The organism is Phenylobacterium sp., assembly GCF_016793225.1.
Classification (GTDB): Bacteria; Pseudomonadota; Alphaproteobacteria; order Caulobacterales; family Caulobacteraceae; genus Phenylobacterium.
The window spans coordinates 41,087-64,971 of sequence record NZ_JAEUMN010000069.1 but is presented as its reverse complement, the minus strand read 5'-3'; the positions used below and the strand labels follow the sequence as shown (position 1 = coordinate 64,971).

The window sequence follows — 23,885 nt, the reverse complement described above, 5'->3', positions numbered from 1 at the left end:
CCGGCCGGCCACGCACGTGCGGCTGCACATCTTCCCCGACGGCGGCGTGGCGCGCCTGCGCGTCTGGGGCCGCGTCGACCCCGACTGGTCGAAGGTGGCCGACGCCGAGGTCATCGATCTGCTCGCCATGGGCTGGGGCGGGCGCGGGATCATCGCCAACGACGAGCATTTCGGGCGCGTGGAGAACCTGACGGCGCCGGGCCGCGGCGTCGACATGGGCGACGGCTGGGAGACGCGGCGCCGCCGCGAGCCGGGGCACGACTGGGCGGTGCTGGAGCTGGGCGCCTTCGGGCGGATCTCGGAGGTCGTCGTCGACACCGCGCACTTCAAGGGCAACTACCCCGACCGGTGCTCGATCCAGGCCACGCGCCGCGCCCACGGCTCGCCGCAGGAGATCGCCGCCCAGTCCGAGGGGTGGCCCCTGCTGCTGCCCGAGGTGAAGCTGCAGGCCGACCACATCCACACGTTCCGCGGCGAGCTGGCCGACCTGGGACCGATCCGCTTCGTGCGCCTCAACATCTTCCCCGACGGCGGCGTCAGCCGGCTGCGGATGCTGGGGACGGTGGTGCGGTAGGCCTGGCGCGCGGCCTCGGCCTCCGTCTGATGTTCACATTCCGTTCCAGGCGTGCTAGGAGATGCCAATGAGCGAGCCCGAAGATGGCTTTGAGGAAGAGCCCGGCGTCTTCGACATTGAGGACGACGCCGCCGTCGAAGCGTCGACGCTCCGTGGCATCGCGGACCTCGAAGCCGGGCGCGTGATCAGCCACGAAGCCGTGATGCGATGGCTCTTGTCGTGGGGCACGCCCGATGAGCTGCCGCCGCCGAAGTGCGGCGACTGATCTGGTCTGCGGAGGCGCAGGCAAATCTCGTCGCCGTACGCGACTATGTGTCGGAGTTCAGCCCTCTCGCGGCCGCGCGCTTGGCGGCAAGGCTGGCGTCGGTCGCCGATAGCCTGGCCGAGATGCCCGAGCGTGGGCGCCCGATCGCCGAGGGGCTTCGGGAGTTGACCACCGTGTGGCCCAATCTTTTCAGGTACCGTGTCACGCCGGAGCTTGTGGAGGTCGTCGCGATCCGCCACGGCGCACGTCGTCCCCGCTAAGCCGCGAGCTTCTCCGGCAGGCCACCGGCCTCGACCAGGTAGCCGATCACGTCGTCCAGCCCCTTCAGCCGCGTCAGGTCGGTGAAGACGTAGGGGCGCTCGCCACGTGCGGCGCGGGCGTCGCGGTCCATGACGGCGAGGTCGGCGCCCACGTGCGGGGCGAGGTCGGTCTTGTTGATGATCAGCAGGTCCGAGCGCGTGATCGCCGGGCCGCCCTTGCGGGGAATCTTCTCGCCCTGGCAGACGCTGACGACGTAGAGCGTGAGGTCCGCGAGATCCGGGCTGAAGGTGGCCGCGAGGTTGTCGCCGCCGCTCTCGATGAAGATCACGTCCAGGCCGGGGTGGCGGCGGTTCATCTCGGCGATGGCGGCCAGGTTGAGCGAGGCGTCCTCGCGGATCGCGGTGTGCGGGCAGCCGCCGGTCTCCACGCCCAGGATCCGGTCCTCGGGCAGCGCCTGCAGCCGGTTCAGGATCAGGGCGTCTTCCTGGGTGTAGATGTCGTTGGTGACGACCGCGATGGACCAGCGGTCGCGCATCGCCTTGCAGAGCTTCTCGGTGAGGGTGGTCTTGCCCGATCCGACGGGGCCGCCGATGCCGACGCGCAGGGGACCATTGAGGCCGTGTCCGTTCATGAGCCGAAGAGCCTCCCGTCCAGGGTTTCGTGCCGCATCGAGGCGATGTCCGAGACGACCGACGCCGAACCGAGGTCGTCCAGGGTCGAGGCGGCGGCGCGGTTGGCGGTGCGCACGATCACCGGCTCCAGCGCGGCGATCACCTGCAGGGCGTCGGACTGGCCCAGCGGCACGGCGCGCACGGCGACGCTGACCAGGTTCGAGGCGAAGGCGTGCAGCCAGGCGGCCAGCGCCGGCTCGAGCGGCAGGCCCGCCGCGCCGGCGGCCGCGCCCAGGGCGACGGGGTAGGGGGCCCGCACGATGGGCGGCGGGCTCCACGCCGCGACGGCGGTCAGGAACGCCTCGCCCTGCGCCATCGTCTCGCGCCGGCGTTCGAGCGACGGACAGAGCGCCTCGGCCAGCTCGGCCACGTCGTCCAGCGCCGCATGGTCCTCGGCCGTGCTCGCCGTCCAGGCCGCCTTGACCAGCACCGCGTCGCTCCACGCCGAGCCGTGCTCGATCAGGCCGGCGAGCCAGGCGGTGAGCGAGCGCGTGTCGTCGACGGCGCCGTCCCGGATGGCGGTCTCGAGACCGTGCGAGAAGCCGAAGGCGCCGGTCGGAAAGGCCGGCGACAGCCAGGTCAGCAGCCGCAGCAGGCGGGCTTCAGTGGGCATGGTCGTGGCTGTGCTGATGGCCGTGGTAGGCGCCGCCCTCGGGATCGAACGGCGCCTCGATCTCGCGGATCCGCGCGCCCTGGTGCTCGAGCATGTGTGCGATCACGTGGTCGCGCCGGATGAGGATGCGGTCCTCGAACACCTGCGCCGCGAGGTGACGGTTGCCGATGTGCCAGGCGAGGCGCAGGAGCCCCTCCGGCGTGCCGGCGCGGACCTCGAGGAGCGGTTCGGCCTTGGCGATCACCTGCACCACGCCGCCCTCCGCGAGCAGCAGGCCGTCGCCGTCGCGCAGATGGGCGGCCTCGGCGAGGTCCAGGAGGTAGCGGGTTCCGGACACGCCGGTCAGGACCACGCGGCGGCGGTGGCGGCCGTCGTAGTCCAGCACCACCATGTCGGCGGCGAAGCCGGCCCAGCCGCCGGCGGGGGCGATGCGGGTGATGGGGGTCATGGTCGTCATCAGAACAGGAAGTACCTCTGGGCCATGGGCAGGACGTCAGCGGGCTCGCAGGTGAGGAGTTCGCCGTCGGCGCGGACTTCGTAGGTCTCGGGATCCACCTCGATCACCGGGGTGGCGGCGTTGTGGATCATGGCGGCCTTGCCGATGCCGCCGCGCACGTTCTCGACCGCCACCATCGCCTTCCAGGTCCCCAGCCGCTCGGGCAGACCCCGCTCGAGCGCCAGCTTCGAGGTGAAGACCACCGACGAGCGCGAGACGTTCCGGCCGTAGGCCGCGAACATCGGCCGGTAGTGCACCGGCTGCGGCGTGGGGATCGAGGCGTTGGGGTCGCCCATCGGGGCGGCGGCGATCGACCCGCCCAGCAGCACCAGGTCGGGCTTCACGCCGAAGAAGGCCGGGTTCCAGAGCACGAGGTCAGCGCGCTTGCCCGCCTCGACGCTGCCGATGTGGGCCGAGAGCCCGTGGGCGATGGCCGGGTTGATGGTGACCTTGGCGATGTAGCGCTTGACCCGGGCGTTGTCGGCGGGGCCGTCGCCGGGGAGCGGGCCCCGCTGGCGCTTCATCTTGTCTGCGGTCTGCCAGGTGCGGATCAGCACCTCGCCCACCCGGCCCATGGCCTGGCTGTCGGACGAGATGATCGAGAGCGCGCCCAGGTCGTGCAGGATGTCCTCGGCGGCGATGGTCTCCTTGCGGATCCGGCTCTCGGCGAAGGCCACGTCCTCGGGGATCGCCGGGTCGAGGTGGTGGCACACCATGAGCATGTCGAGGTGCTCGGCCAGGGTGTTGCGCGTGTAGGGCCGCGTCGGGTTCGTGGACGACGGGATGACGTTGGCGAACCCCGCCACCTTGAGGATGTCGGGCGCGTGGCCGCCGCCCGCGCCCTCGGTGTGGAAGGCGTGGATCGTCCGGCCCTTCAGCGCGGCGATGGTGTCCTCGACGAACCCGCTCTCGTTCAGGGTGTCGGTGTGGATCATCACCTGGATGTCGTGGTCGTCGGCGACCGACAGGCAGCAGTCGATCGCGGCGGGCGTGGTGCCCCAGTCCTCGTGCAGCTTCAGCGCGCAGGCGCCGCCCGCCACCTGTTCGACCAGGGCGTCCGGCAGGCTGGCGTTGCCCTTCCCCGCGAAGGCCAGGTTCATGGGAAACGCGTCGGCGGCCTCGATCATGCGGGCCAGGTGCCAGGGGCCGGGCGTGCAGGTGGTGGCGTTGGTCCCGGTCGCCGGGCCCGTGCCGCCGCCCAGCATGGTGGTGACGCCGCTCATCAGCGCCTCCTCGATCTGCTGCGGGCAGATGAAGTGGATGTGGGCGTCCATCGCGCCGGCGGTCAGGATCTTGCCCTCGCCGGCGATGATCTCGGTGCCCGGGCCGATGACGATGCCGACGCCTGGCTGGGTGTCGGGATTGCCGGCCTTGCCGATGGCGGCGATGCGGCCGTCCTTCAGGCCCACGTCGGCCTTCACGACGCCCCAGTGGTCGATGATGAGGGCGTTGGTGATCACCGTGTCGACGGCGCCCGCCGCGCGGGTCGCCTGGGACTGGCCCATGCCGTCGCGGATCACCTTGCCGCCGCCGAACTTCACCTCCTCGCCATAGGTGGTGAAGTCGCGCTCGACCTCGACGAAGAGTTCGGTGTCGGCCAGGCGCACGCGGTCCCCGGTGGTGGGGCCGAACATGTCGGCGTAGGCGGCGCGGGCGATCCGGGCGGGCATCAGAGCGGGCCCATCACGTCCTGGCGGAAGCCGTAGACCGTGCGGGCGCCCGCGAGCGGGACCAGCGCGACCTCGCGCTCCTGGCCGGGTTCGAACCGCACGGCCGTGCCGGCGGCGATGTCCAGGCGGAGGCCCCGCGCGGCCGCACGGTCGAAGCGCAGGGCCGGGTTGGTTTCGCTGAAATGGTAGTGGCTGCCCACCTGGATCGGCCGGTCGCCGGTATTGGCCACGCGCAACGTCACGACAGGAGCGCCGGCGTTCAGCTCGATGTCGCCCTGCGCCGCGATGACCTCGCCCGGGATCACTTGCGGACCGTGGCGCGACGCCACGCCCAGCCGCCGGTCGCCGCCAGGACGACCAGCGCCGCCAGCGCCAGGACGTGGTCCGGCTGGGTCAGCAGGTGCCGCGCCTGCTCGGCCGCGGCGAGCGTCTCGTGATGACCATCGTGGGCCAGGGCCGGCGTGCCGGCCAGGGCTGCGAGCAGGACGAGTTTCCAGCGCATCGGGGTCTCCTTCAGCGGATCGGGTGGTGGACGGTCACGAGCTTCGTGCCGTCGGGGAACGTGGCCTCGACCTGGACGTCGTGGATCATCTCGGGAACCCCGGCCATGCACTGGGCGCGGGTGATGACGTGCGCCCCGGCCTCCATGAGGTCGGCCACGGGCCGGCCGTCGCGGGCGCCCTCCACCACGAAGTCGGTGATGAGCGCCACGGCCTCGGGATGGTTCAGCTTCACGCCGCGCGCCAGGCGCTTGCGGGCGACCTCGGCGGCCATGGCCACCAGCAGCTTGTCCTTCTCGCGCGGGGTCAGGTTCACGTCAGGTCCTCCACACGCGGGGCAGGGGGCGGCCGTCCCGCAGCAGTTCCAGCGCGGGCAGCAGCACGCGGCGAAGGGCGAGGCCGTCGGGGGCCGCCACGCGGGCGAAGAGCTTGCCGTCGAAGGCGCTCGCGCCGCCGCCCGGGCCCAGCAGCGCGCGGAGCGGCGCGAGAAGCCGCCCGGCCTCTCCGTCGACCACAAGGATCGAGGCGAAGGCCCGCGCACCGTCCAGAAGCGGCGCGCGGCCCGCGAGGTCCGCCACCGCGCCCTCCAGCCGCAGGTCGTCGGCGAAGATCAGCCGGCCCTCCTGCCGGATTCGCCAGCGGTCCCGCAGCAGGCCACGGCGGACCGTCTCGCCCATGGCCGAGCGGCCCAGCACCACGGCTTCCGTCGCCAGCAGGCGCGCGCCGGGCGCCAGATCGGCCTCGAGCCGGCGCGATATCGCTCCGCCGTCGAACAGGATCGTCTCCTGCGGCAGCCAGTCGAGCCGGCCCTGCTCGCGGACCTCGAGCCTGACGGCGACCTCGGCCACGCCGTCGCGGGCCCGATAGACCTTCTCGCAGGCCTGGGACGTCAAGGTGAGGGCCGCGCCCTCCGCGACCTCCGCGGACCAGCTCAGCCGGTCGCCCCCCGTAAGGCCCCCGGCGGTGTTGATCAGCACCGCCTCGGCCCCGTCCGAGGCCGGGAGGCGGATGTTGGCGCAGCCCTCCTGGTAGAGCCGCTGGAGCCGGGTGCGCCGGCCGTCGCTCGCGACCGTGACGCGGCCCTCGCCCCTCGCGCGCTGGAGGACGGGAAGGTCCGGCAGAGAGGCGGGCCCTTGGATCATCGTGACAGCCTGGGGTGGCGCCGCCGCCTGTCCAGCCATGGGCGCCCGCGGGCCGGGTCGAAACGTACGGCGCCTATTTTTTGGGCGTCACCCTGCGGGCGGCTTTGCCCCGTCCAGTCCCGGGGTGGCCGCGGCGTGCGCGTGCGGGGGTGGGGAAGGGCGGCCCGGTTCAGGAAATCTTGCCAATTCCGCAGCCTAGGATCAGTGTTCGCTCTCAAAGGCCCTGCGCCGGCGAGACCGCGCGGGGCCTTTTCGACTCTGGAGGCTTGCCTATCCATGTCCGGCAACAGGACATCCCATATCCGGCTCACCTCGCATCCCGGTGCGGGGGCGGCGAGCCGCTTCCCCATCCGCTGGGACGCCGCGACCGCCCGTGAGCGCGGGCCCGTGGTGGCCACCGCGAACGCAGGATCGGACCGCAACGCCATCGGGGCGCACGGCGGCGCCTACTCGGTCTATCGCGCCCTGGCGGTCGCCTCGGGGGCCATGGACCCGATGGTCCGCCCCGAGCTCGTCAACACCCATCCCGTCGTGCCGGTCGGCCCGCATCCGCAGTGGAGCGAGCCGGGCCGGATCGTCTCGCTCGATCCCTGGGGCGCGCGCATCGCCGAGGACTTCGCCGCCGAGATCGCCGAGGGGGTCGACATCCGGCCGACGATCGCGGTGACCAAGGCGCGCATCGACCTGCCCGAGATCCATGCGGCCGTCCGCGCCGGGCGCCTGAAGCCCGACGGCAAGGTCCTGCACGATACGGGCGACGTGGCGGTGACGAAGGCGGCCATCGACCCCGTCTGGCATCTGCCGGGGGTGGCCCAGCGCTTCGGCGTGGATGAGCAGACCCTGCGCCGTACGCTCTTCGAGCAGACCGGCGGCATGTACCCCGAACTGGTCACGCGGCCCGACATGCAGGTGTTCCTGCCGCCGATCGGCGGGATCACCCTCTACATCTTCGGCGACGCCACGAAGCTGGGCGACCGCAGGGTTCCGCTGACCTGCCGCGTGCACGACGAATGCAACGGCTCGGACGTCTTCGGATCCGACATCTGCACCTGCCGGCCCTATCTCACCCACGGGATCGAGGAGGCGACGCGCCAGGCGCAGCAGGGCGGCACGGGCCTGATCGTCTACAACCGCAAGGAAGGCCGGGCCCTGGGCGAGGTGACGAAGTTCCTCGTCTACAACGCGCGCAAGCGCCAGCCCGGCGGGGACCAGGCGGCCACCTACTTCGAGCGCACGGAATGCGTGGCGGGGGTTCAGGACGCGCGCTTCCAGCAGCTGATGCCCGACGTGATCCACTGGCTGGGCATCCGCCGGATCGACCGCTTCGTCTCGATGTCCAACATGAAGTACGACGCGCTCGTCGGCGGCGGGATCGAGATCGGCGAGCGCGTGCCGATCCCGGACGAGCTGGTGCCGCCGGACGCGAGCGTGGAAATGGAGGCCAAGAAGGCGGCCGGCTACTTCACGCCCGAGGGCGCGCCCAGCGAGGACGACCTGAAGAAGGTCGTGGGTCGTGACCTGAAGGCCTTCTAGTTGTCCGACCTTCTTCAGCAAGCGCGTCGCCTGCTGTCCGCCCACGCCGTGCGCGAGCGGTCGCACGAGATGCTGGCCCTGGCCCAGGCGGGCGCGCTGGCCGAGTGGCGCGTGGACCTGACGCGGCTGGAGGCGGCGGCCGACCTCACGGCGGAGACGGTGAGGGCGAACTACCCGGACCTGGCCGTGCCGTTCCACGCGCGGTGGCGGATGTTCGTCGCCGGGGGCCGCGACCTGTGGGCCGAGGCGGCGAAGCCGTCCGATCCCACCGAGCTGGGCCGCGTCGCCTTCGACCTGGTGATCCCGTCCGTGCTGCTGGATGCGGGCGCGGGCGCGGCGTGGCGATACCGCGACGCCGCCACGGGGGTGGAGATCGGGCGTTCCGAGGGCCTGGGCATCGCGTCGCTGCGGATGTTCGAGTCCGGCGCCCTGTCGTCGGACCCGGCCGATCCGATGCGGGCGGACGCCCTGGATCGGGTAGACGCGGAGGCCGTGGCGCGGGCGTTCCAGGTGCGTGCGGACAACCCGATGGTGGGTCTGGAGGGCCGGGCGTCGCTGTTGCGGCGGCTGGGCGAGGCGGTGGGCCGCCCCGCCGTGCTGTTCGACGAGATGGCCGGCCGCGCGGAAGGCGGGCGGTTGCCGGCGCCGGTCATCCTGGAGGTGCTTCTGGACCGCCTGGGCCCGATCTGGCCGGGACGGCTCAGCCTCGACGGGACGCCGCTCGGCGACTGCTGGACGCACCCCGCCGTGGACGGCTACGTGCCGCTGCACAAGCTGTCGCAGTGGATGAGCTATTCGCTGATCGAGCCGCTGCAGTGGGCGGGCGTCGAGGTGACCGACGTCGACGGCCTGACCGGCCTCGCCGAGTACCGCAACGGCGGGCTGTTCGTGGACACGGGCGTGCTGCAGCTGGCGGACGCCGGGGATGCGGCGCGGGCCCACGCGGTGGACAGCCCGCTGGTGGTGGGCTGGCGCTCTCTCACGGTGGCGCTCCTCGACCGGATCGCGCCGATGGTGCGCGGGCGCCTGGGCGTGCGGCCCGAGGAGTTCCCGCTGGCGCGGGTGCTGGAGGGCGGCACCTGGTCGGCGGGCCGGCGGATCGCCCGCCAGCTGCGCGCGGACGGCGGACCGCCGATCGCCGTCGTATCGGACGGCACGGTTTTCTAGGGGGGACTGCAGATGGCCAGGCTTACCAAGGGCGTCACGGTCGTCGATCATCCGCTGGTCCAGCACAAGCTGACGCTCATGCGGATGAAGGACACGTCCACCAAGAGCTTCCGGCAGCTCCTCAAGGAGATCGCGGCGCTCGTCTGCTACGAGGTCACCCGCGACCTGCCGCTCGAGGACGTGGAGATCGAGACGCCGCTGCAGCGGATGACCGCCAAGAGCCTCGCCGGCAAGAAGCTGGTGTTCGCCCCCGTGCTCCGCTCGGGGCTCGGCATGCTGGAAGGCATGCTGGAGCTGGTTCCGGCCGCGCGTGTCGCCCACATCGGCCTCTACCGCGACCCCGCGACGCTGCATTGCGTGGAGTACTACTTCAAGGCGCCCGCCGACATCGCCGAGCGGACGGTGATCGTGATCGACCCGATGCTGGCCACCGGCAACACGGCCATCGCGGCGGTCGACCGGCTGCTGGAAGCGGGCGCGCGGGACATCCGGATGGCGTGCCTCCTCGCCTCGCCCGAGGGCCTGTCGAAGTTCCGGGGCCACCACGCCGACGTGAAGGTCTGGACCGCCGCCATCGACGAGCGGCTGAACGACCACGGCTACATCCTGCCGGGCCTGGGCGACGCCGGCGACCGCATGTACGGCACCCGATAGCCGGGAAAGCGGGCAGCCTGGCGCGGTCCTGCCTCGAAGCTGGGCGATATTCGAGCGATCCGCGGCGCGGGACGCCCCGCGATTGCGCCGGACCGACCGGCGGGCGCTGATGGGTCAGCCCTCTCGGGGCGTTCTCCTTCCTCGACCTTGGGCCGCGCGGTTCGCCTGCGCGGCCCATTCTTCGTCGGCCGGGCGGCGGCGCCTCAGAGCACCTTCTCGATCTCTTCCGCCGTCAGGCCGGCCGCCTCCAGCACCTCCCGCGTGTGCTGGCCGAGGCCGGGCGCCGGGCGACGCACGGGCGGCGCGCCTTCGGGGAACCGCACGGGAGTGGCGGGAGCGCGGAAGACGCCGCCAAGGCCATCCTCCAGCTCCACGAAGCACCCTGCGAGCTCCGCCCGCTCCGAGGCCGCGTGCTCGGCGAGCGTCCCCAGGGGGCCCCACGCGACGTCCAGGCTGTTCAGCCGCTCGCCCATCTCCTCGAGCGTGAAGCGGGCGAACCCCTCGTCGCAGATGGCGCGGGCCTCGCGCACGATGTCGAGGTCCAGCATCGGCAGTTCGAAGCGGGGGTCGGCCACCACCTCGGGGCGGTCGATGGCGATCATCACATTGGTGAAGCAGTTCACGTTCTTGGGCACGATCACCAGGTGCCGGTCGTCCTTGGTGCGGAAGAACCCGGAGATCGCCACGGGGCGGTCGTTGCGCGGCCCCGCGGTCTGCACCTCGCCGTAGTAGAGCTGGAGGGCGAGGTCCCAGCTGATGGCGTAGCTGCCGGCGCGCAGGAGGCTGGTCTCGACCAGCCGGCCGCGTCCCGTGCCGTGGCGCTCGTGCAGGGCGGCCAGGATGCCGGCCACGGTCGTGATCGCCGTCATGTGGTCGCCGAACCCCGGCCGCGAGGGGAACGGCTCCTGGTCGGTCGGGATGGTGGCGTGGGCCACGCCGCTGCGCGCCCAGAAGGCCGTGATGTCGAACCCGCCCTCGTCCGCGTACGGGCCCGTGAGGCCGAAGCCGGTGACGGCGGCGTAGATGAGCCTGGGGAAGTCGCCCTTCAGGCTGTCGTAGTCGAGCCCGATCTTCTTCAGCGAGCCCGGCCGGGTGTTGGTCACGAAGATGTCGGCGTCCCGAAGCAGCGCCTTCAGCGCCGCGCGGCCCTGCGGCTGGGTGGTGTCGAGGACGACGCCCTTCTTGCCGCGGTTCTCGTTGGCGAAGATCGGGCTCTGGCCGTTCTCGGGATTCGCGAAGAAGGCGCGGGTGACGTCGCCGATCGGGCTCTCCACCTTGATCACCTCGGCGCCCCAGTCCGCCAGGACCGCGGCGCAGGACGGGCCCGCCACCCAGGTCGACATCTCCACGACCTTCAGACCCTCAAGCAGCATCACGCATCTCCCGCAAACCCGCCGTCCAACTAAACGCGCCAGCGCCGCGGCGCCAACTCACGCCGCGGAAGGGGGCATGGAGGACCGGCGCGTTTTGGATAAAGATGCCGCCATGGGGAGACCAGCGAACGACGCCGGAGCGGCCGCCGCGGAAGCGGCGGGCGCGCGACGGCCGACGCGGCGCTTCGAGGCCAAGCGAAACGCCATCGTCCGCTCCGCGATCGAGGAGATGAACCGCAAGGGCGTCCGCGGCATGACGCTGGGCGACGTGGCCGCGCGCCTGGACCTCGTGCCCACCGGGGTCATCTACTACTTCCGCAACAAGGAAGAGCTCGCGGCGGCGGCCTTCCTCAAGGGAATCGAGACCTACCAGGGGCTGCTCGGCGAGGCCGGCCGCGAGGCGACCGCGGACGAGCGCCTGGCGGCCTTCCTTCGGGCCTGGTTCGACCACGCCGCGCGCGTGGGACGAGGGGAAGCCGACGTCCTGCCGGTGTACAGCGACGTTCGCGCGCTGAACGCGCCGGCGGTGAACACCGCCTATGTGGACATGTTCCGCGGCTTTCGCCGGCTGCTGCCGGGGCAGGAGACCCTGCCGCGCCTGCACCGCAACGCCCGGGCGCATCTGCTGCTGAGCCAGGTGCTGTGGATCTGCGCCTGGCAGCACCAGGTCGAGCCGGCCGACTATCCTCGCACTGCCGAACGGATGATCGCGATCCTGACGCAAGGCCTGCTGGGGCGGGGGACGAGCTGGACGACGCCCAGGCCGCTGGACCTCTCCCGCGATCCCGGCGCCGCGGCGTCGGCCGAGCCGTTTCTGCGCGCGGCGACCCAGCTGATCAACGACGAGGGCTATCACGGCGCCTCGGTCGAGCGCATCTCGGCCAGGCTGAACGTGTCGAAGGGCGCCTTCTACCACCACAACGAGACCAAGGACGAACTGGTCGTCGGCTGCTTCCAGCGCACGTTCGACCTGATGTGGGGCGCGATCCACGCCGCCGAGCGTGAGGGGGGATCCGGCCGCGACGTGCTGGTGTCGGCGGTCTCGGCCCTCATCGAACACCAGATGAGCGGGCAGGCGCCGCTGTTGCGCACCTCGGCGCTCAGCGCCGTGCCGGAGGCGATCCGACTGGGGCTGCTGCAGCGCTTCGACCGGATTTCGTACCGCTTCGCGTCCATCCTCTGCGACGGGATCGCCGACGGATCGGTGGCGCCGGTGGACGTGAACATCGCGTCCCAGACGATCACGACCGCCATCAACGCGGCCGCCGAACTGCACTACTGGACGCCCGGGCTCGCCGCGCAGGACGTCATCGCCCACTACGTGCGCCCGCTGTTCGAGGGGCTCGTCTCGCCGGCGGCGTGAGGCCTATTTCAGGTGCTCGTCGAACCAGGCGATGGCCAGGTTCACGGCCTCCTCGCGCTTCTCCGAGTAGACCCCGTAGTGCTTGATCCCCGGCAGGGTGACCAGCTTCGACGGACCCTTCACGCGGGTGCTGGCGAGGATCGCGTTCGGCCGGTTGTCGAACAGCTCCTCGTTCTCGGCGATGATGAACAGGCTGGCCGCGCGCACGTTCGGCGCGTCGTCCCCAGGGGTCCAGCGCAGCAGCTTGTCGCCGATGGGCGCGCCGATGAGGCCGCCGACCACCTGCGCCCCGGGTTCGGGGTAGCCGACCTCGCCGCGGGCCAGGCGCGCCGCCTGCTGGCGCATCGAGGCGGCGGCCGGATTGACCGCGCCGGCCGGCGGGCTGGACGGGACCGAGCCCACCTGTGAGACCAGCGCCTTCACCCGTTCGTCCCGCGCGGCGACATAGACCACCAGCCCGCCCGAGAAGCTCGATCCGCGGATCCCGATGCGTCCCGCGTCGACCGTCGGCTCGGCGGCCGCCCAGTCGAGGACGTTGAACCAGTCCTGGGTCTGTTCCGACGGGTCGACGTAGCCGCGCACGGCCTCGACCTCGGCCGTGAAGCGGCGCCCGGGCGGCAGCGGGTTCGGCTGCGGCTTCGTCAGAACCACCCGGCTGTCGCTCTCGCCCCAGCCGCGGTAGTCGAACGCGAGGACCTGGTAGCCCGCGCGGGCCATCTGCACGGCGTCGGCGCGGAAGCCCGAGGCCGTGCCGCCCCAGCCGTGCCCCATGATGATGGTGGGCAGCTTCTGGCCCGCCTTGGCCTTGGGCGCGAACATCTCGCCGTGGAGGCGGACGCCCTCGCTGAGGATGCTGACCGTCCGGAAGGCGACGTCGGCCGGCGCGCGGTAGTCGGCGGCGCGGCCGGTGGTCCAGGTCGCGGGGTCGGCCGGGTTGCGCCTCGGCGCGGCCGGCTGCTGCGCGGCGGCGGCGGTCGCCAGCATGAGCCCGCCCGCAAGGGCGACGATGGCCAGCCTGTCGAATGCGCCCATGGTCCTGCTCCCCCTGTTCCGTTTGGCCGTGTGCATATCACAGCCTTCGCCCGCGCGCCTTCGCCGCAGGTGGGAACGGGGTGCGGCCGCGCCGCGGGATGGGTGTCAGGACTCTTCGGCGACGACGCGGACGAGTTCGACGATCTTGCGGCGCACGGCCGGTTCGGCGATGCGCGGGAAGGCCGCCATCAGCTCCATGCCCTCGCTGGAGCACATGAACTCCTGCGCGGCGTCGCGTTGCGCCGCGAGGGTCTCCTGGTCGCCCAGGCCGTCGTAGAAGTAGGCCACCGGCGTCCTGAGCGCCGCGGCGATCTCCCAGAGCTTGGAGGCGGAAACGCGGTTGGCGCCGCGCTCGTACTTCTGGACCTGCTGGAAGGTGATGCCGAGGGATTCGGCCAGCCGCTCCTGGCTGACGCCCATTTCCTTGCGCCGCATGCGGATCCGAAGGCCCACGTGCCGGTCCACAGGGTGGGGGCCGTCGCCGCGGCCGGTGTCGGCGGGCCTGAGCACCGGTGCGCCCTTGATCTCGCGTTCCAAAGGTTTCGTCATTGCCCCCGACCAAGTGAAGCGGGGACCGCGCCACCCCCCGATGGGCGGCCCCCGCATCCGTACCTCCCCCGAGGTACGTCCATAAGTTGCGGCAAGCTCTCACGGCAGGGAAATCGACGCCTACCCATTTTGGGGGCGTGGCGCGTTCTCGTTTCGGTCAGGCTGCGCCCTTGAGGGACAAGATCTCGCGTTCCCAAAGTGGCAGAACCCCAAAATCTGCCAGGGCGGAGCAGAGGCGGTGCACGTGCGACTGATTGTCCAGCATGTACTGGACGAACAGCTCGCGGGCCAGGACGCGGGCCGGGACGACGAATCCGTCCCCCTTTCGTTCACACAGGTCGCGCTCGGCGAGCCGCGCCAGGTGCCGGCGGACGGTCTCGGGGGCGATGCCCAGCCGCTCGCTCAGGGTCGCCGCGCGGACGCCCTTGCGCTGCTCGTCGGGCACGAAGCCGTCGGGCGACCAGCCGTCCGCATCGGACCCCGCGTCGCCGTCCGGCAGGTGCTGGGTGTTCGCCTGGATGATGTCCATCAGGATCAGTCCCGTGACGACGTCTCCCACCTCGCGGCTGATCGGTTCGGCCAGGCGCAGCAGGTATTCGGCGGACAGGCGGTTCACCAGCCGCATGGGCGGGTTCTGGGTCTCGAAGGCGGGCTCTCCGGTCCGCTGCAGGTGCTCGAGCAGGCCGATCGCGCGCAGGCGGACGTACAGGCTGCGGACCAGGTTGTAGTGCGCCTCGGCCATCATCCGGTAGAGCGGCGAACTGAGCGGCGCGCTCGGCAGGATGACGCCCCGCGGCTGGATGCGGACAATGCCGAGGTCCGCGAGGGCCGTCACCCGCCGGCGGACCGTCTCGAACGGGATCCGCAGCGAATTGGACAGGGCGCTGAGGCTGACCGGCCGTCGCAGGTCGTCGGGCGGGGCCTGGTCGAGCGTCGCGTAGCGGGCCTGCAGCTCGGGACTGCGCGTGATCAGCGTGACGTTGGCCTGGCTGATGGCGGTCAGGAGCAGCCCGTCGATGACGTCGCGCCCGAAGCCGCCCAGCTTGACGAGGTCGAGCGCGAAGCCGTTCGCGAGCCGCGCCGACGCGCGGATGGCCGACAGCGACGCCGCATCGCGCGCCATGCTCCGATCACCCCCGTCACCCAACGTGTCGGGACGATATAGAACACGTCCGAAGACCCTTGGCATCCATTGCCGTGGGGGTGCGCCTACTTGTAGCGCTCGAACCACGCCAGGATGGCGGCCGCCTTCGCCGCCGACTGGGACGGCCGCGCCGCGATGCCGCCGTGGCTGGCGTCGGGCACGCGGACCAGCATCGTGGGCACGCCGCGGATCTGCAGGGCCGCGAAGTACTGGTCCGCCTCGGACGGGGGCGTCCGGTCGTCCTTGTCGCCCACGACCACCAGGGTCGGCGTCTTGACGTTGCCCACCAGCGAGAGCGGCGAGCGGGCCCAGTAGCCCTGGGGGTCCTCCCACGGCATCTTGCCGAACCAGTAGGGCCCCATGAACGCATAGCCGTCGGTGGTCAGCACCTGGCTCGCCCAGTTGATCACCGGCTTCTGGGTCGCCGCGGCGCGGAACCGGTCCGTCTTGCCGGTGATCCAGGCCGTCAGCAGGCCGCCGCCCGACCCGCCGGTCACATAGAGCCGCTTCTCGTCGACGAAGCCCTTGGCGATCGCGGCGTCCACCGCGCTCATCAGGTCGTCGTAGTCGCGGCTGGGGTAGTTCCGGTCGATCTCGTTGGCGAAGGCCTCCCCGTAGGACGTCGAGCCGCGCGGGTTGGCATAGACCACGACGTAGCCCGCCGCCGCGTAGAGCTGCATGTCGGTGGCGAAGGTGGGGCCGTAGGCGGCGAAGGGGCCGCCGTGGATCTCCAGGATCAACGGGTGCTTCTTCGCGGGGTCGAAGTTCGGCGGATAGACGATCCAGGCGCCGATCGGCTTGCGGTCGTAGCTGGACGTGACCGGCAGGGCCTCGACCCTGCCCAGGGTCTTGCCGGCGAACAGGTCGGCGTTGAGATCGGTCAGCCGCCGGACGCGCCCGCCGCTCCAGATCGCGAGGTCCGCCGGCCGCTCGGGGGTCGTGGCCGTGAACGCGATCAGCCCCCCGCGCCCGACCGAGAACTGGCCGCCGGTGTAGGGCCGGTCCAGGCCGCCGCCGCCGACGCCGGTGAAGAGGGGCTCCACCTTGCCGTCCAGGCCGACGCGCGCGACGCGGACCACGCCCTCGTCGTCGTAGAGGATGTACAGGCTCTTGCCGTCGGGGGCCCATTCGGCCGCGTTGACGCTTCGGTCCAGGCCGCCGGTCAGCACACGCACGTTGCGGCCGTCGCCGTCCATCACGTGGAGCCGGACGTTCTCGTAGCCCCGGCGCCGGGCGTCGTCGTACCCCAGGTAGGCGATCTTCGATCCGTCGGGCGAGACGGACGGGCTCGCGTCGGGCCCCACGCGGTTGGTGAGCCGGCGCATCGCGCCGTCCGCGACGCCCACCGCGTAGACCTCGGATTCCTGCGGGTCGCGCTCCCAGGTCTCGGCGCGGTTGGTGGAGAACAGCACGGACTTGCCGTCGCGCGTGAAGCTGATCGGCCCGGCGTCGTCGAACTTCCCGAAGGTGAGCTGGCGCGGCTGGCCGCCGTCGGCCGAGACCATGAACAGGTGCCGGTAACCGGGCTTGAGGAAGCCTTCGCCATCGGCGCGGAAGGTCACGCGGTCGATCACCTTCAACGGCTCGGCCCACTTCGCGCCCGCGGGCTTGCTGAGCGGCGGCGCCAGCGGCCGGCCTTCGTCGGCCACCAGCATCGTGAACGCCAGCGACCTGCCGTCGGGCGACCAGGCGATGTCGTTGGGCGCCTGCTCCAGGCTGGCGACCCGCGCCGAACGCCCCGAGGCCATCCAGCGCACCATCAGCTGCACGCCGTCCGCGCCCGCCGCCACATAGGCCAGCCGCGAACCGTCCGGCGACCAGCGGGGGCCCAGGTTCGCGTTCTCGTCGACGACCAACGGCGACTGCACGCCGCTCTGCGGGTCGACCAGCCAGATCGACCGCCGGGCGCGGTCGGTCATGATGTCGTTGGCCACGCGCACATAGGCGATCGCCCCGCCATCGGGCCGGACCTGCGGATCGCTGGCCTGCTGCAGGCCGAACAGGTCGCGGGCCCCGAAGGCCCGGGGCGGCGGCTCCACGCTCTGCGACCAGGCTCCGCCCGCCGTCGCCAGCATCACGGCGCCGATCAATCCTGCCAGCCGCATCCGTCTCGCTCCCCGAACCAGGCTGCAGAAGAGGGCGGGGGCAGACCTTTGTCCAGCCGCAGGCCGAAGCTCAGAGCGTCGGGTCGGGAGCCACCCGGACGAGCATCTTGCCGAAGTTGCCGCCCTTCAGCATTTCGGCGAAGGCCGCGGGGATGGTCTCCAGGCCCTCGCGGATGTCCTCGCGGTACTTCACGCGCCCCTCGGCGACCCAGGGGACCATGTCGTCCAGGAAGGCGTCGTGGTGGCCCTCGACGTAGTCGCCGACGAAGAGGTTGGTGACCGTGACGCCCCGGGCCTCTGCGGCCGCGCGCTCGGCGGCGCCGGCGTCGCCGCCCACGTCGCCGTAGTGGGCGATGAGGCCGCAGATCGTCATCCGCGCCTTGCTGTTGAACAGCGGCAGCACGGCTTCGAAGACCGCCCCGCCGACGTTCTCGAAGTAGACGTCCACGCCGTCGGGGCAGGCCGCCGCCAGGTCCTGCGCGAAGCTGGGCGACAGGTGGCTGACGCAGGCGTCGAAGCCCAGCTCGCCGGTGACATAGGCGCACTTCTCCTCGCGCCCGGCGATGCCGACCACGCGGGCGCCCTTGAGCCGCGCGAGCTGGCCCGCGATCTGGCCGACGCCGCCCGACGCCGCGGAGACGACCACGGTCTCGCCCGGCTTCGGGTCGCACTGGAGGATCATGCCGGCGTACGCGGTGAGGCCCAGCATGCCCAGCACGCCGACGGCCTGCGAGATGCGGCCGCGCGCGGGGTCCAGCCTGCGGGGAACCATGTAGCCGGGGCGCGGGACGCCTTCGCCGATCAGCCCGTACTCGGCCCAGCCGTTGGTGCAGAAGACGAAGTCGCCGGGGGCCAGCCCGTCGATCCGGCTCTCGACCACCTGGGCCACGGTGCGGGCGTGGCACGGCGCGCCCTCCGGCTCCACGCCGCGCCGCTTGTAGCCCCACTGGTAGGGATCCAGCGAGACGTAGAGGGTGCGCGTGAGCGCCTGACCCGGGTCGGGCTTCGGGGTCGGCGCCTCGCGCAGCGCGAACGTGCCCTCGTCCGGCCACGGCGGCGGCGGGCGCTTGGCCAGGGTCCAGTAGCGGTTCATGCGATGTCTCCAGCGTTCGCCGGCACTTTAGCGGCGCGTGGCGAGAGCGGCGCCCGGAAAACCGAGCCACAGGCGGCCAGCCTCAACAATCGTTTGACGCACGCGCGGGTCCGGGCGCCAAATTCCGGGCATGACGATCCGCCCTGAACTCGCCGCCATCGTCGGAGTGATCGACTTCGATCCCGACGCCCTGCACGCGAAGTACCTCGCCGAGCGCGACAAGCGGATCCGGCCCGACGGCGTGGGCCAGTACGTGCAGGTCACGGCGGAGTTCTCGCACTACGTCGACGACCCCTACGTGGAGCCCGGCTTCACGCGGGCGCCGGTGACGGACGAGGTCGAGTTCGCCATCATCGGGGGCGGCTTCGGGGGCCTGCTGATGGGCGCGCGCCTGCGCGAGGCCGGGTTCGAGCGCATCCGCGTGATCGACGTCGCGGGCGACTTCGGCGGCACTTGGTACTGGAACCGCTACCCGGGCGCCATGTGCGACGTGGAAAGCTACGTCTACCTGCCCCTGCTCGAGGAGCTGGGATACATCCCCCGGCACAAATACTCGTTCGCGCCCGAAATCCTGGAGCACAGCCGCAACATCGGCCGACACTTCCGGCTCTACGACGACGCGCTGTTCCAGACGTCCATCACGGGCCTGGAGTGGGACGAGGTCGCGAAGCGGTGGTGGGTGTCGACCAACCGCGGGGACCGGTTCAAGACACAGTACGTGGCCATGGCCAGCGGGCCGCTGAACCGCCCGAAGCTGCCGGGCATCCCCGGCATCAACGACTTCAAGGGCCACACCTTCCACACGTCGCGGTGGGACTACCGCTACACCGGCGGCGATCCGAGCGGCGGGCTGACCGGGCTCGCGGACAAGCGGGTCGGCATCATCGGCACCGGCGCCACGGCGATCCAGTGCATCCCCCACCTCGGCGAATGGGCGAAGGAACTCTTCGTGTTCCAGCGGACGCCCTCGTCGGTGGACGTGCGCAACAACGCCCCCACCGACCCCGACTGGGCGAAGTCGCTGACGCCGGGCTGGCAGCAGCGGCGGATGGACAACTTCAACATCCTGGTCTCGGGCGGCGACGCCGAGGAAGACCTCGTCCATGACGGCTGGACCGACATCTTCCGCAACCTTCAGAACGCGGCGGTGAAGAAGGCGGGCAAGCAGCTCGGACGGCGGCTGACCAGCGAGGAGCGGGCCCAGCTCCTGGAACTCGCCGACTACCGCAAGATGAACCAGGTGCGGGCGCGGGTGGACGCGATCGTGAAGGACCCGGCCACGGCCGCGGCCCTGAAACCCTGGTACCGCCAGTTCTGCAAGCGGCCCTGTTTCCACGACGAGTACCTGGACACCTACAATCGTCCCAACGTGACCCTGGTGGACACCCAGGGGCGGGGCGTGGAGGCCCTGACCGAGACGGCGGTGGTGGCGAACGGACGCGCCTACGACGTCGACTGCCTGGTGTTCGCGACCGGGTTCGAGGTGGGCACCAGCTACACGCGCCGCGCGGGCTACGACGTGGTTGGGCGCGGCGGCGTCAGGCTCTCGGACCACTGGGGCGAGGGCATCCGGACCCTGCACGGCCTGACCACCGCCGGCTTCCCCAACTGCTTCTTCCTGGGCTTCACCCAGACCGCGGTGACGGTTTCGGTGCCCCAGGCGCTCAACGAACAGGCCCGGCACGTGACGTACATGGTCACCGAGGCCCGCAAGCGGGGCGCCGAGGCGCTGGAGCCGACGCGCGAGGCGGAAGCCGCCTACGTGGACGAGGTCCGAAGCCTCGCCCGCATGGGCCAGAGGTTCTATTCCGAGTGCACGCCCGGCTACTACAACTCGGAAGGCGCCGCCGGGAACCGGCAGGGCTTCTTCTCCGACATGTACGGCGCCGGACCGCTCGTCTTCTTCGACGTGCTGAAGGCCTGGCGGGCGAACGGCGACCTGCCGGGGCTCGCGCTGAACTAGGACTGCACGCGCTCCACGGGCGGCACGAGGTAGGCCCCGTGGAGCAGGTCGGGCCTGGGCAGGTAGGCGCGCAGGAACAGGGAGAAGGGCCTGTCCGACGCGGGCAGCCAGTTGGCGACGCGGTCCTCGCCCGGGTTGTCCCGGCCGATCCAGATGTCCAGCGAGCCGTCCGGATTGTAGCGGAGCCCCGGCGAGCGGTCGCCGATGGCGTAGCGGCGCAAGGGGTTGTCGGCGAAGAAGAACTGCCCGTCGTCCGTGCCCTCGTAGAGGGTCAGCGACCAGAACGAGTTCACCGGCAGCAGGCGGTCTGCCGGAAAGTGCAGCCGCCAGAGCGCCCCGGGGTCGAACAGGTAGCGCGGCAGGTCGCCCTTGGCGCGCATGTACATGGCCTCTTCCGGCGGCAGGGCGGCGAGCCCTCCGATGGCGACCGCGGCGCGGTAGTCGTACTCCTGGCCGAAGTCGCCCAGGCGCGCATAGGGGTAGGTCCAGCCCTCGGTGAACGGCGCCTTCTTCAGCCCGCTGCGCAGGCTGCCCTGCCGGGCCTGCGCGACGCCGCGGGCGATGGCGGCCTGCTCGTCGGCCGTGAACCGATCCGGATCGAAGGCGTCCAGGCCCAGCGGCGCCATGGCCTGGACGATGACGCCGTCCTGGAGGAGAGGCGGATTCTCGGCCATCAGGCGCGCGGCGCTTCGGAAGTAGTCCTGCCACGGCGCGTCACGGCTTGCGGCCGGCGGCGGGGCGTCGACCGCCGGCCCCTGCATCCGCAGCCCGTCCTGAACGGCGCGGGCGGCGTCGAGATCGTGCTCGCCCTCGACGAGGATCCGGGCCAGCGCCCAGACGCGGCGGGTGGGCGCACGCACGACATCCCGGCCCGCGCGCGGCTCGTCGGGCCCCACGAGCACGTAGCGACCGCCGTCCCCGCCGGTCGTGCGCGTGCCCAGGATGGCGAAGTTGTTGGTGTAGGCGTCCATCAGCGCGAGGGAGAAGTAGCGTCCGCCCGTGGGCGGAATCGTCACCGTCACGGGCCCCCGGGAGAGGTCGACGTGGGCCGACGAGTAGAGCGTGTCGTTGTTGGGCGTGGTGATCTCGCGCGCCGTATGGTCCACGAGGTCGCGGCCGTGGGCGAAGGTGTTCCAGGGCCCGCCGCCGGCGAAGGCGGCCGTGCGGGCCGAGGCCACCTCGATCAGGGGCAGCGTGAAGGTCCAGGCCAGGCGGGCGGCGCGCTCGAGGGCGTTGAGGTCGGCTTGGGTCATGCGCTCTCGTCAGCGGGAGCCGGCGGCCGGCGTCGCCTGGATGGCGGCTTCCAGCGCCGTCTTCCAGCCCGTGAGCTGGGAGGCGCGCCAGCATCCGTCGCACTCCGCGACCTGCCCAGCCAGCCAGGCGAGCTCGGCGGCCGCCTTGGGATCTCCCGTGTGCGCGTAGGCCATCCCCAGGCCCGCGCGCGCCTCGGGGTGCTTGGGCGCGATGCGCACCGCCGTCGTGTAGGTCCGTCGCGCGGCCGACCAGTCGCCGAGACCCTGCTGGGCGGCGCCGAGCAGGAGCCACGACTCCACGCGCTTGGGGTCGGCCCGCGTCACCGTGGCGGCGTAGCGGCGGGCCCTGGCGTAGTCCTTGGCCTTCAGCGCCCGGTTGGCTTCGTCGATCGCGCGCTGGGTCACGTCGCGCTGGGCGTCGGCCAGGGCGTTGGCCCCCGACTCATAGGCCTCGATCTCGGAGGCGAACTGCGCGTGCGCGGACGCGCCGCCCAGCACAGCCGCCGCCGCGAGCGTCGCCGCCGCGATCCCCGTCATGCCCAGACGCCGCATGAGCCTCTCCCCGACTGGCCTCCAGGCGAGACCTTAGCCGCTCAGAAGCTGGCCTGCACGCTGTAGAGCCGGGCGTAGGGCCCGTCCCGCGCGATCAGCGCGTCGTGGGTTCCGGACTCGACGATGCCGCCGTCGCTCAGCACCAGGATGCGGTCGGCGTGGCGGACGGTGGACAGGCGATGGGCGATCACCAGCGTGGTGCGCGCCCGGGCCAGCTCCAGGAGCGCCGTCTGGACCGCCCGCTCGCTCTCGTTGTCGAGGGCGCTGGTGGCCTCGTCGAAGATCAGGATCGGCGGGTCCTTGAGGAAGGCGCGCGCGATGGTCAGCCGCTGCTTCTGGCCTCCGGACAGCTTGACCCCGCGCTGGCCGATGTCGGTGGCGTATCCCTTCGGCAGCGCCGAGATGAAGCCGTGCGCGTTCGCGGCCCGGGCGGCGGCCTCCAGTTCGGCGTCGGACGCGTCGGGACGCCCGTAGCGCAGGTTGTCGGCCACCGTGCCGGCGAAGAGATAGACGTCCTGCTGCACGACGCCGACGTTGCGGCGCAACGAGTCCAGCGTGATGTCGCGCACGTCGGTCCCGTCGATGCGGATCTCGCCGTCGCTGACCTCGTAGAAGCGCGGGATGAGGGCGCACAGCGTGCTCTTGCCGACGCCCGACGCGCCGACCAGGGCGACGAACTCGCCCGGGCGGACATCGAACGAGACCCCGGACAGCACCTGCGGCCCGTGATCCTCGTAGCGGAACCCCACGTCGCGGAAGCTGATCGCGCCGCGCGCCCGGCCGATCAGCTGCGCGCCGGGCCGATCCTGGATGTCGGGCCGGACGTCCAGGATCTCCATCATGCGCGTGAAGCCCGTCCAGCCCTGCTGCCAGAGCCGTGCGAAGTTGGCGAGCCTCTGGACGGGATCCACCAGCACGGCGACGCACAGCAGGAAGGCCAGCAGGTCGCCGACGGAAAGGCCGCCCTGAACGACGCGCGCCGCGCCGCCGACGATGACGGCCAGCGTGAGGAGCTGGCCGAAGGCCAGCGCGCCGACCGAGAAATAGGCCTCGCTGAGATAGCCTTCGCGGCGGCTCGCCAGGAACTCGGCGTTGGCGGCGTCGAAGCGGCGGGTCTCGAGCGCCTCGTTGGCGAACGACTTCACGACGCGGATGCCCGCCAGCGAGTCCTCCACCTGCTCGTTGATCGCGCCGATACGCTCGCGCGATCGCGCCACGGCCGCGCCCATGCGCCGGTTGAAGTGCAGCGCGTAGGCCACCGCGAACGGCGTCGCCGCCAGGATGACGAGGGTCAGGGGCAGATCCAGGAGCGCCAGGATGGCGACGGCGCCTCCGAACTTGAGCGCCGCGATGGCCAGGTCCTCGGGGCCGTGGTGGTAGAGCTCGCCCAGCATGTGCAGGTCGTTGGTGATGCGGCTCATCAGCTGGCCGACCCGGTGGCGGTCGTAGAAGGAGAACGACAGCTTCTGGCAGTGCTCGAAGAGGTCCTTGCGCAGCGCGCCCTCCATCTTCGCGCCCATGACGTGGCCCTGGTAGTCGACGAAGAGGGTGGCCAGCACCTGCGCCGCCAGCAGGAGCAGCATGGCGCCGCCCGCCAGGTAGATGTCGGGCAGCACCGCCGGCGTGGCGCCGGCGTCGGCCAGGCGCTGGGTCACCCAGCGCGCGGCGAGGGGGAAGGCCAGGGCGGCGCCCGCCACGAGGATCGCGCAGCCGAGGTCGGCCGCCAGCAGCGGCAGGTGCGGCCGGTAGTAGGAGAGGAACTTGCGCGCCCGCGCGGTCGGCGGGGCGCGGAACGAGGGGGCGTCAGTCGCGGCGTCGGCCGGGGCCCTCCCGGGTCGAGTGAGCATGGAACGTCATGTCCTGGATGTGGATGGGATCTCCTTTCGTCGGGGACATGGCGGTTTTCATCTGG

Annotated in this window: 24 protein-coding genes and 1 pseudogene; 8 read left to right on the top strand and 17 right to left on the bottom strand. The window is 71.7% G+C overall.

The genetic code is table 11. From position 1 onward, the window contains the following. The 3 genes and pseudogenes from JNK30_RS07755 to JNK30_RS07745 all read left to right on the top strand — a co-directional run. Nucleotides 1-574, top strand: a pseudogene (locus JNK30_RS07755) (allantoicase); the annotation flags it as partial. Between the two features lie 67 nt (nt 575-641). Further along, nucleotides 642-839 carry a CopG family transcriptional regulator gene (locus tag JNK30_RS07750; protein WP_293481486.1) on the top strand — a complete coding sequence of 66 codons (198 nt, stop codon included), beginning with the start codon at nt 642-644 and terminating at the stop codon, nt 837-839. Further along, the gene (locus JNK30_RS07745) at nt 827-1,099 is read left to right on the top strand and encodes a type II toxin-antitoxin system RelE/ParE family toxin (RefSeq protein WP_367118735.1); all 273 of its coding nucleotides are present in this window, start codon (nt 827-829) and stop codon (nt 1,097-1,099) included. Before JNK30_RS07750 ends, JNK30_RS07745 begins: the two co-directional genes overlap by 13 nt. Here JNK30_RS07745 and ureG read toward each other — a convergent pair. From ureG to JNK30_RS07705, 8 genes are read right to left on the bottom strand one after another with little or no spacing between them, the layout of a single operon-like run. Further along, nucleotides 1,096-1,731 (bottom strand): urease accessory protein UreG, encoded by a 636-nt coding sequence (ureG, locus tag JNK30_RS07740; protein WP_293481485.1) that lies wholly within the window; start codon nt 1,729-1,731, stop codon nt 1,096-1,098. The genes JNK30_RS07745 and ureG overlap by 4 nt on opposite strands. After that, a complete protein-coding gene (locus JNK30_RS07735; RefSeq protein WP_293481484.1) occupies nt 1,728-2,384 on the bottom strand; it encodes an urease accessory protein UreF in 657 nt (218 codons plus the stop codon). Before JNK30_RS07735 ends, ureG begins: the two co-directional genes overlap by 4 nt. After that, the gene (locus JNK30_RS07730) at nt 2,374-2,841 is read right to left on the bottom strand and encodes an urease accessory protein UreE (protein ID WP_293481483.1); all 468 of its coding nucleotides are present in this window, start codon (nt 2,839-2,841) and stop codon (nt 2,374-2,376) included. Before JNK30_RS07730 ends, JNK30_RS07735 begins: the two co-directional genes overlap by 11 nt. Further along, the gene (gene ureC, locus JNK30_RS07725; protein WP_293481482.1) at nt 2,841-4,550 is read right to left on the bottom strand and encodes an urease subunit alpha; all 1,710 of its coding nucleotides are present in this window, start codon (nt 4,548-4,550) and stop codon (nt 2,841-2,843) included. The genes JNK30_RS07730 and ureC overlap by 1 nt, the downstream gene beginning before the upstream one ends. Further along, nucleotides 4,550-4,855: an urease subunit beta gene (locus tag JNK30_RS07720; RefSeq protein ID WP_367118736.1), complete on the bottom strand. Its 306-nt coding sequence runs from the start codon at nt 4,853-4,855 to the stop codon at nt 4,550-4,552. The genes ureC and JNK30_RS07720 overlap by 1 nt, the downstream gene beginning before the upstream one ends. Then, entirely contained in the window at nt 4,852-5,052 is a 201-nt protein-coding gene (locus JNK30_RS07715) for a hypothetical protein (RefSeq protein WP_293481480.1), read from the bottom strand. Before JNK30_RS07715 ends, JNK30_RS07720 begins: the two co-directional genes overlap by 4 nt. Before the next feature lie 11 nt (nt 5,053-5,063). Continuing rightward, entirely contained in the window at nt 5,064-5,366 is a 303-nt protein-coding gene (locus JNK30_RS07710) for an urease subunit gamma (protein ID WP_293481479.1), read from the bottom strand. Between the two features lies 1 nt (nt 5,367). Continuing rightward, the gene (locus JNK30_RS07705; RefSeq protein ID WP_293481478.1) at nt 5,368-6,192 is read right to left on the bottom strand and encodes an urease accessory protein UreD; all 825 of its coding nucleotides are present in this window, start codon (nt 6,190-6,192) and stop codon (nt 5,368-5,370) included. A 276-nt stretch (nt 6,193-6,468) separates the two neighbouring features. Between JNK30_RS07705 and JNK30_RS07700 the strand changes: the two genes are divergently transcribed. Genes JNK30_RS07700 through upp form a run of 3 tightly spaced genes read left to right on the top strand, consistent with a single transcriptional unit; the run spans nt 6,469 to nt 9,546 of the window. After that, nucleotides 6,469-7,725, top strand: coding sequence for a GTP cyclohydrolase II (locus tag JNK30_RS07700; protein WP_293481477.1), 1,257 nt, complete (start codon nt 6,469-6,471; stop codon nt 7,723-7,725). After that, the gene (locus JNK30_RS07695; protein WP_293481476.1) at nt 7,726-8,892 is read left to right on the top strand and encodes a DUF1688 family protein; all 1,167 of its coding nucleotides are present in this window, start codon (nt 7,726-7,728) and stop codon (nt 8,890-8,892) included. It abuts the gene before it with no gap. A 12-nt stretch (nt 8,893-8,904) separates the two neighbouring features. Continuing rightward, nucleotides 8,905-9,546, top strand: a complete 642-nt coding sequence (gene upp, locus JNK30_RS07690) for a uracil phosphoribosyltransferase (protein WP_293481475.1) — start codon at nt 8,905-8,907, stop codon at nt 9,544-9,546. A gap of 203 nt (nt 9,547-9,749) precedes the next feature. Here the strand turns inward: upp and JNK30_RS07685 are convergent, their stop codons facing one another. Then, nucleotides 9,750-10,919 carry a CoA transferase gene (locus JNK30_RS07685; protein ID WP_293481474.1) on the bottom strand — a complete coding sequence of 390 codons (1,170 nt, stop codon included), beginning with the start codon at nt 10,917-10,919 and terminating at the stop codon, nt 9,750-9,752. Between the two features lie 112 nt (nt 10,920-11,031). Between JNK30_RS07685 and JNK30_RS07680 the strand changes: the two genes are divergently transcribed. Continuing rightward, nucleotides 11,032-12,282: a TetR/AcrR family transcriptional regulator gene (locus JNK30_RS07680; RefSeq protein WP_293481473.1), complete on the top strand. Its 1,251-nt coding sequence runs from the start codon at nt 11,032-11,034 to the stop codon at nt 12,280-12,282. A gap of 3 nt (nt 12,283-12,285) precedes the next feature. Here JNK30_RS07680 and JNK30_RS07675 read toward each other — a convergent pair whose 3' ends face one another. The 5 genes from JNK30_RS07675 to JNK30_RS07655 form a co-directional block, all read right to left on the bottom strand. Further along, nucleotides 12,286-13,314, bottom strand: coding sequence for an alpha/beta fold hydrolase (locus JNK30_RS07675; protein ID WP_293481472.1), 1,029 nt, complete (start codon nt 13,312-13,314; stop codon nt 12,286-12,288). A 105-nt stretch (nt 13,315-13,419) separates the two neighbouring features. Then, nucleotides 13,420-13,863: a helix-turn-helix domain-containing protein gene (locus JNK30_RS07670; protein ID WP_293481471.1), complete on the bottom strand. Its 444-nt coding sequence runs from the start codon at nt 13,861-13,863 to the stop codon at nt 13,420-13,422. 157 nt (nt 13,864-14,020) lie between these two features. After that, entirely contained in the window at nt 14,021-14,986 is a 966-nt protein-coding gene (locus JNK30_RS07665; protein WP_293481470.1) for a hypothetical protein, read from the bottom strand. 86 nt (nt 14,987-15,072) lie between these two features. Continuing rightward, on the bottom strand, nt 15,073-17,112 hold the full coding sequence (locus JNK30_RS07660; RefSeq protein WP_293481469.1) for a S9 family peptidase: 2,040 nt from the start codon (nt 17,110-17,112) through the stop codon (nt 15,073-15,075). Between the two features lie 70 nt (nt 17,113-17,182). Next, on the bottom strand, nt 17,183-18,205 hold the full coding sequence (locus JNK30_RS07655) for an NADP-dependent oxidoreductase (RefSeq protein WP_293481468.1): 1,023 nt from the start codon (nt 18,203-18,205) through the stop codon (nt 17,183-17,185). Nucleotides 18,206-18,335: 130 nt separating this feature from the next. Here JNK30_RS07655 and JNK30_RS07650 point away from each other — a divergent pair, with 130 nt between their 5' ends. Continuing rightward, nucleotides 18,336-20,168: an NAD(P)/FAD-dependent oxidoreductase gene (locus tag JNK30_RS07650; RefSeq protein ID WP_293481467.1), complete on the top strand. Its 1,833-nt coding sequence runs from the start codon at nt 18,336-18,338 to the stop codon at nt 20,166-20,168. Here the strand turns inward: JNK30_RS07650 and JNK30_RS07645 are convergent. Genes JNK30_RS07645 through JNK30_RS07635 form a run of 3 tightly spaced genes read right to left on the bottom strand, consistent with a single transcriptional unit; the run spans nt 20,165 to nt 23,820 of the window. Further along, on the bottom strand, nt 20,165-21,421 hold the full coding sequence (locus JNK30_RS07645; RefSeq protein ID WP_293481466.1) for a DUF1254 domain-containing protein: 1,257 nt from the start codon (nt 21,419-21,421) through the stop codon (nt 20,165-20,167). The two genes, JNK30_RS07650 and JNK30_RS07645, sit on opposite strands and share 4 nt — an antisense overlap. A 9-nt stretch (nt 21,422-21,430) precedes the next feature. Further along, entirely contained in the window at nt 21,431-21,973 is a 543-nt protein-coding gene (locus tag JNK30_RS07640; RefSeq protein WP_293481465.1) for a tetratricopeptide repeat protein, read from the bottom strand. Between the two features lie 41 nt (nt 21,974-22,014). After that, on the bottom strand, nt 22,015-23,820 hold the full coding sequence (locus JNK30_RS07635; RefSeq protein WP_293481464.1) for an ABC transporter ATP-binding protein: 1,806 nt from the start codon (nt 23,818-23,820) through the stop codon (nt 22,015-22,017). Nucleotides 23,821-23,885 lie beyond the last annotated feature (65 nt).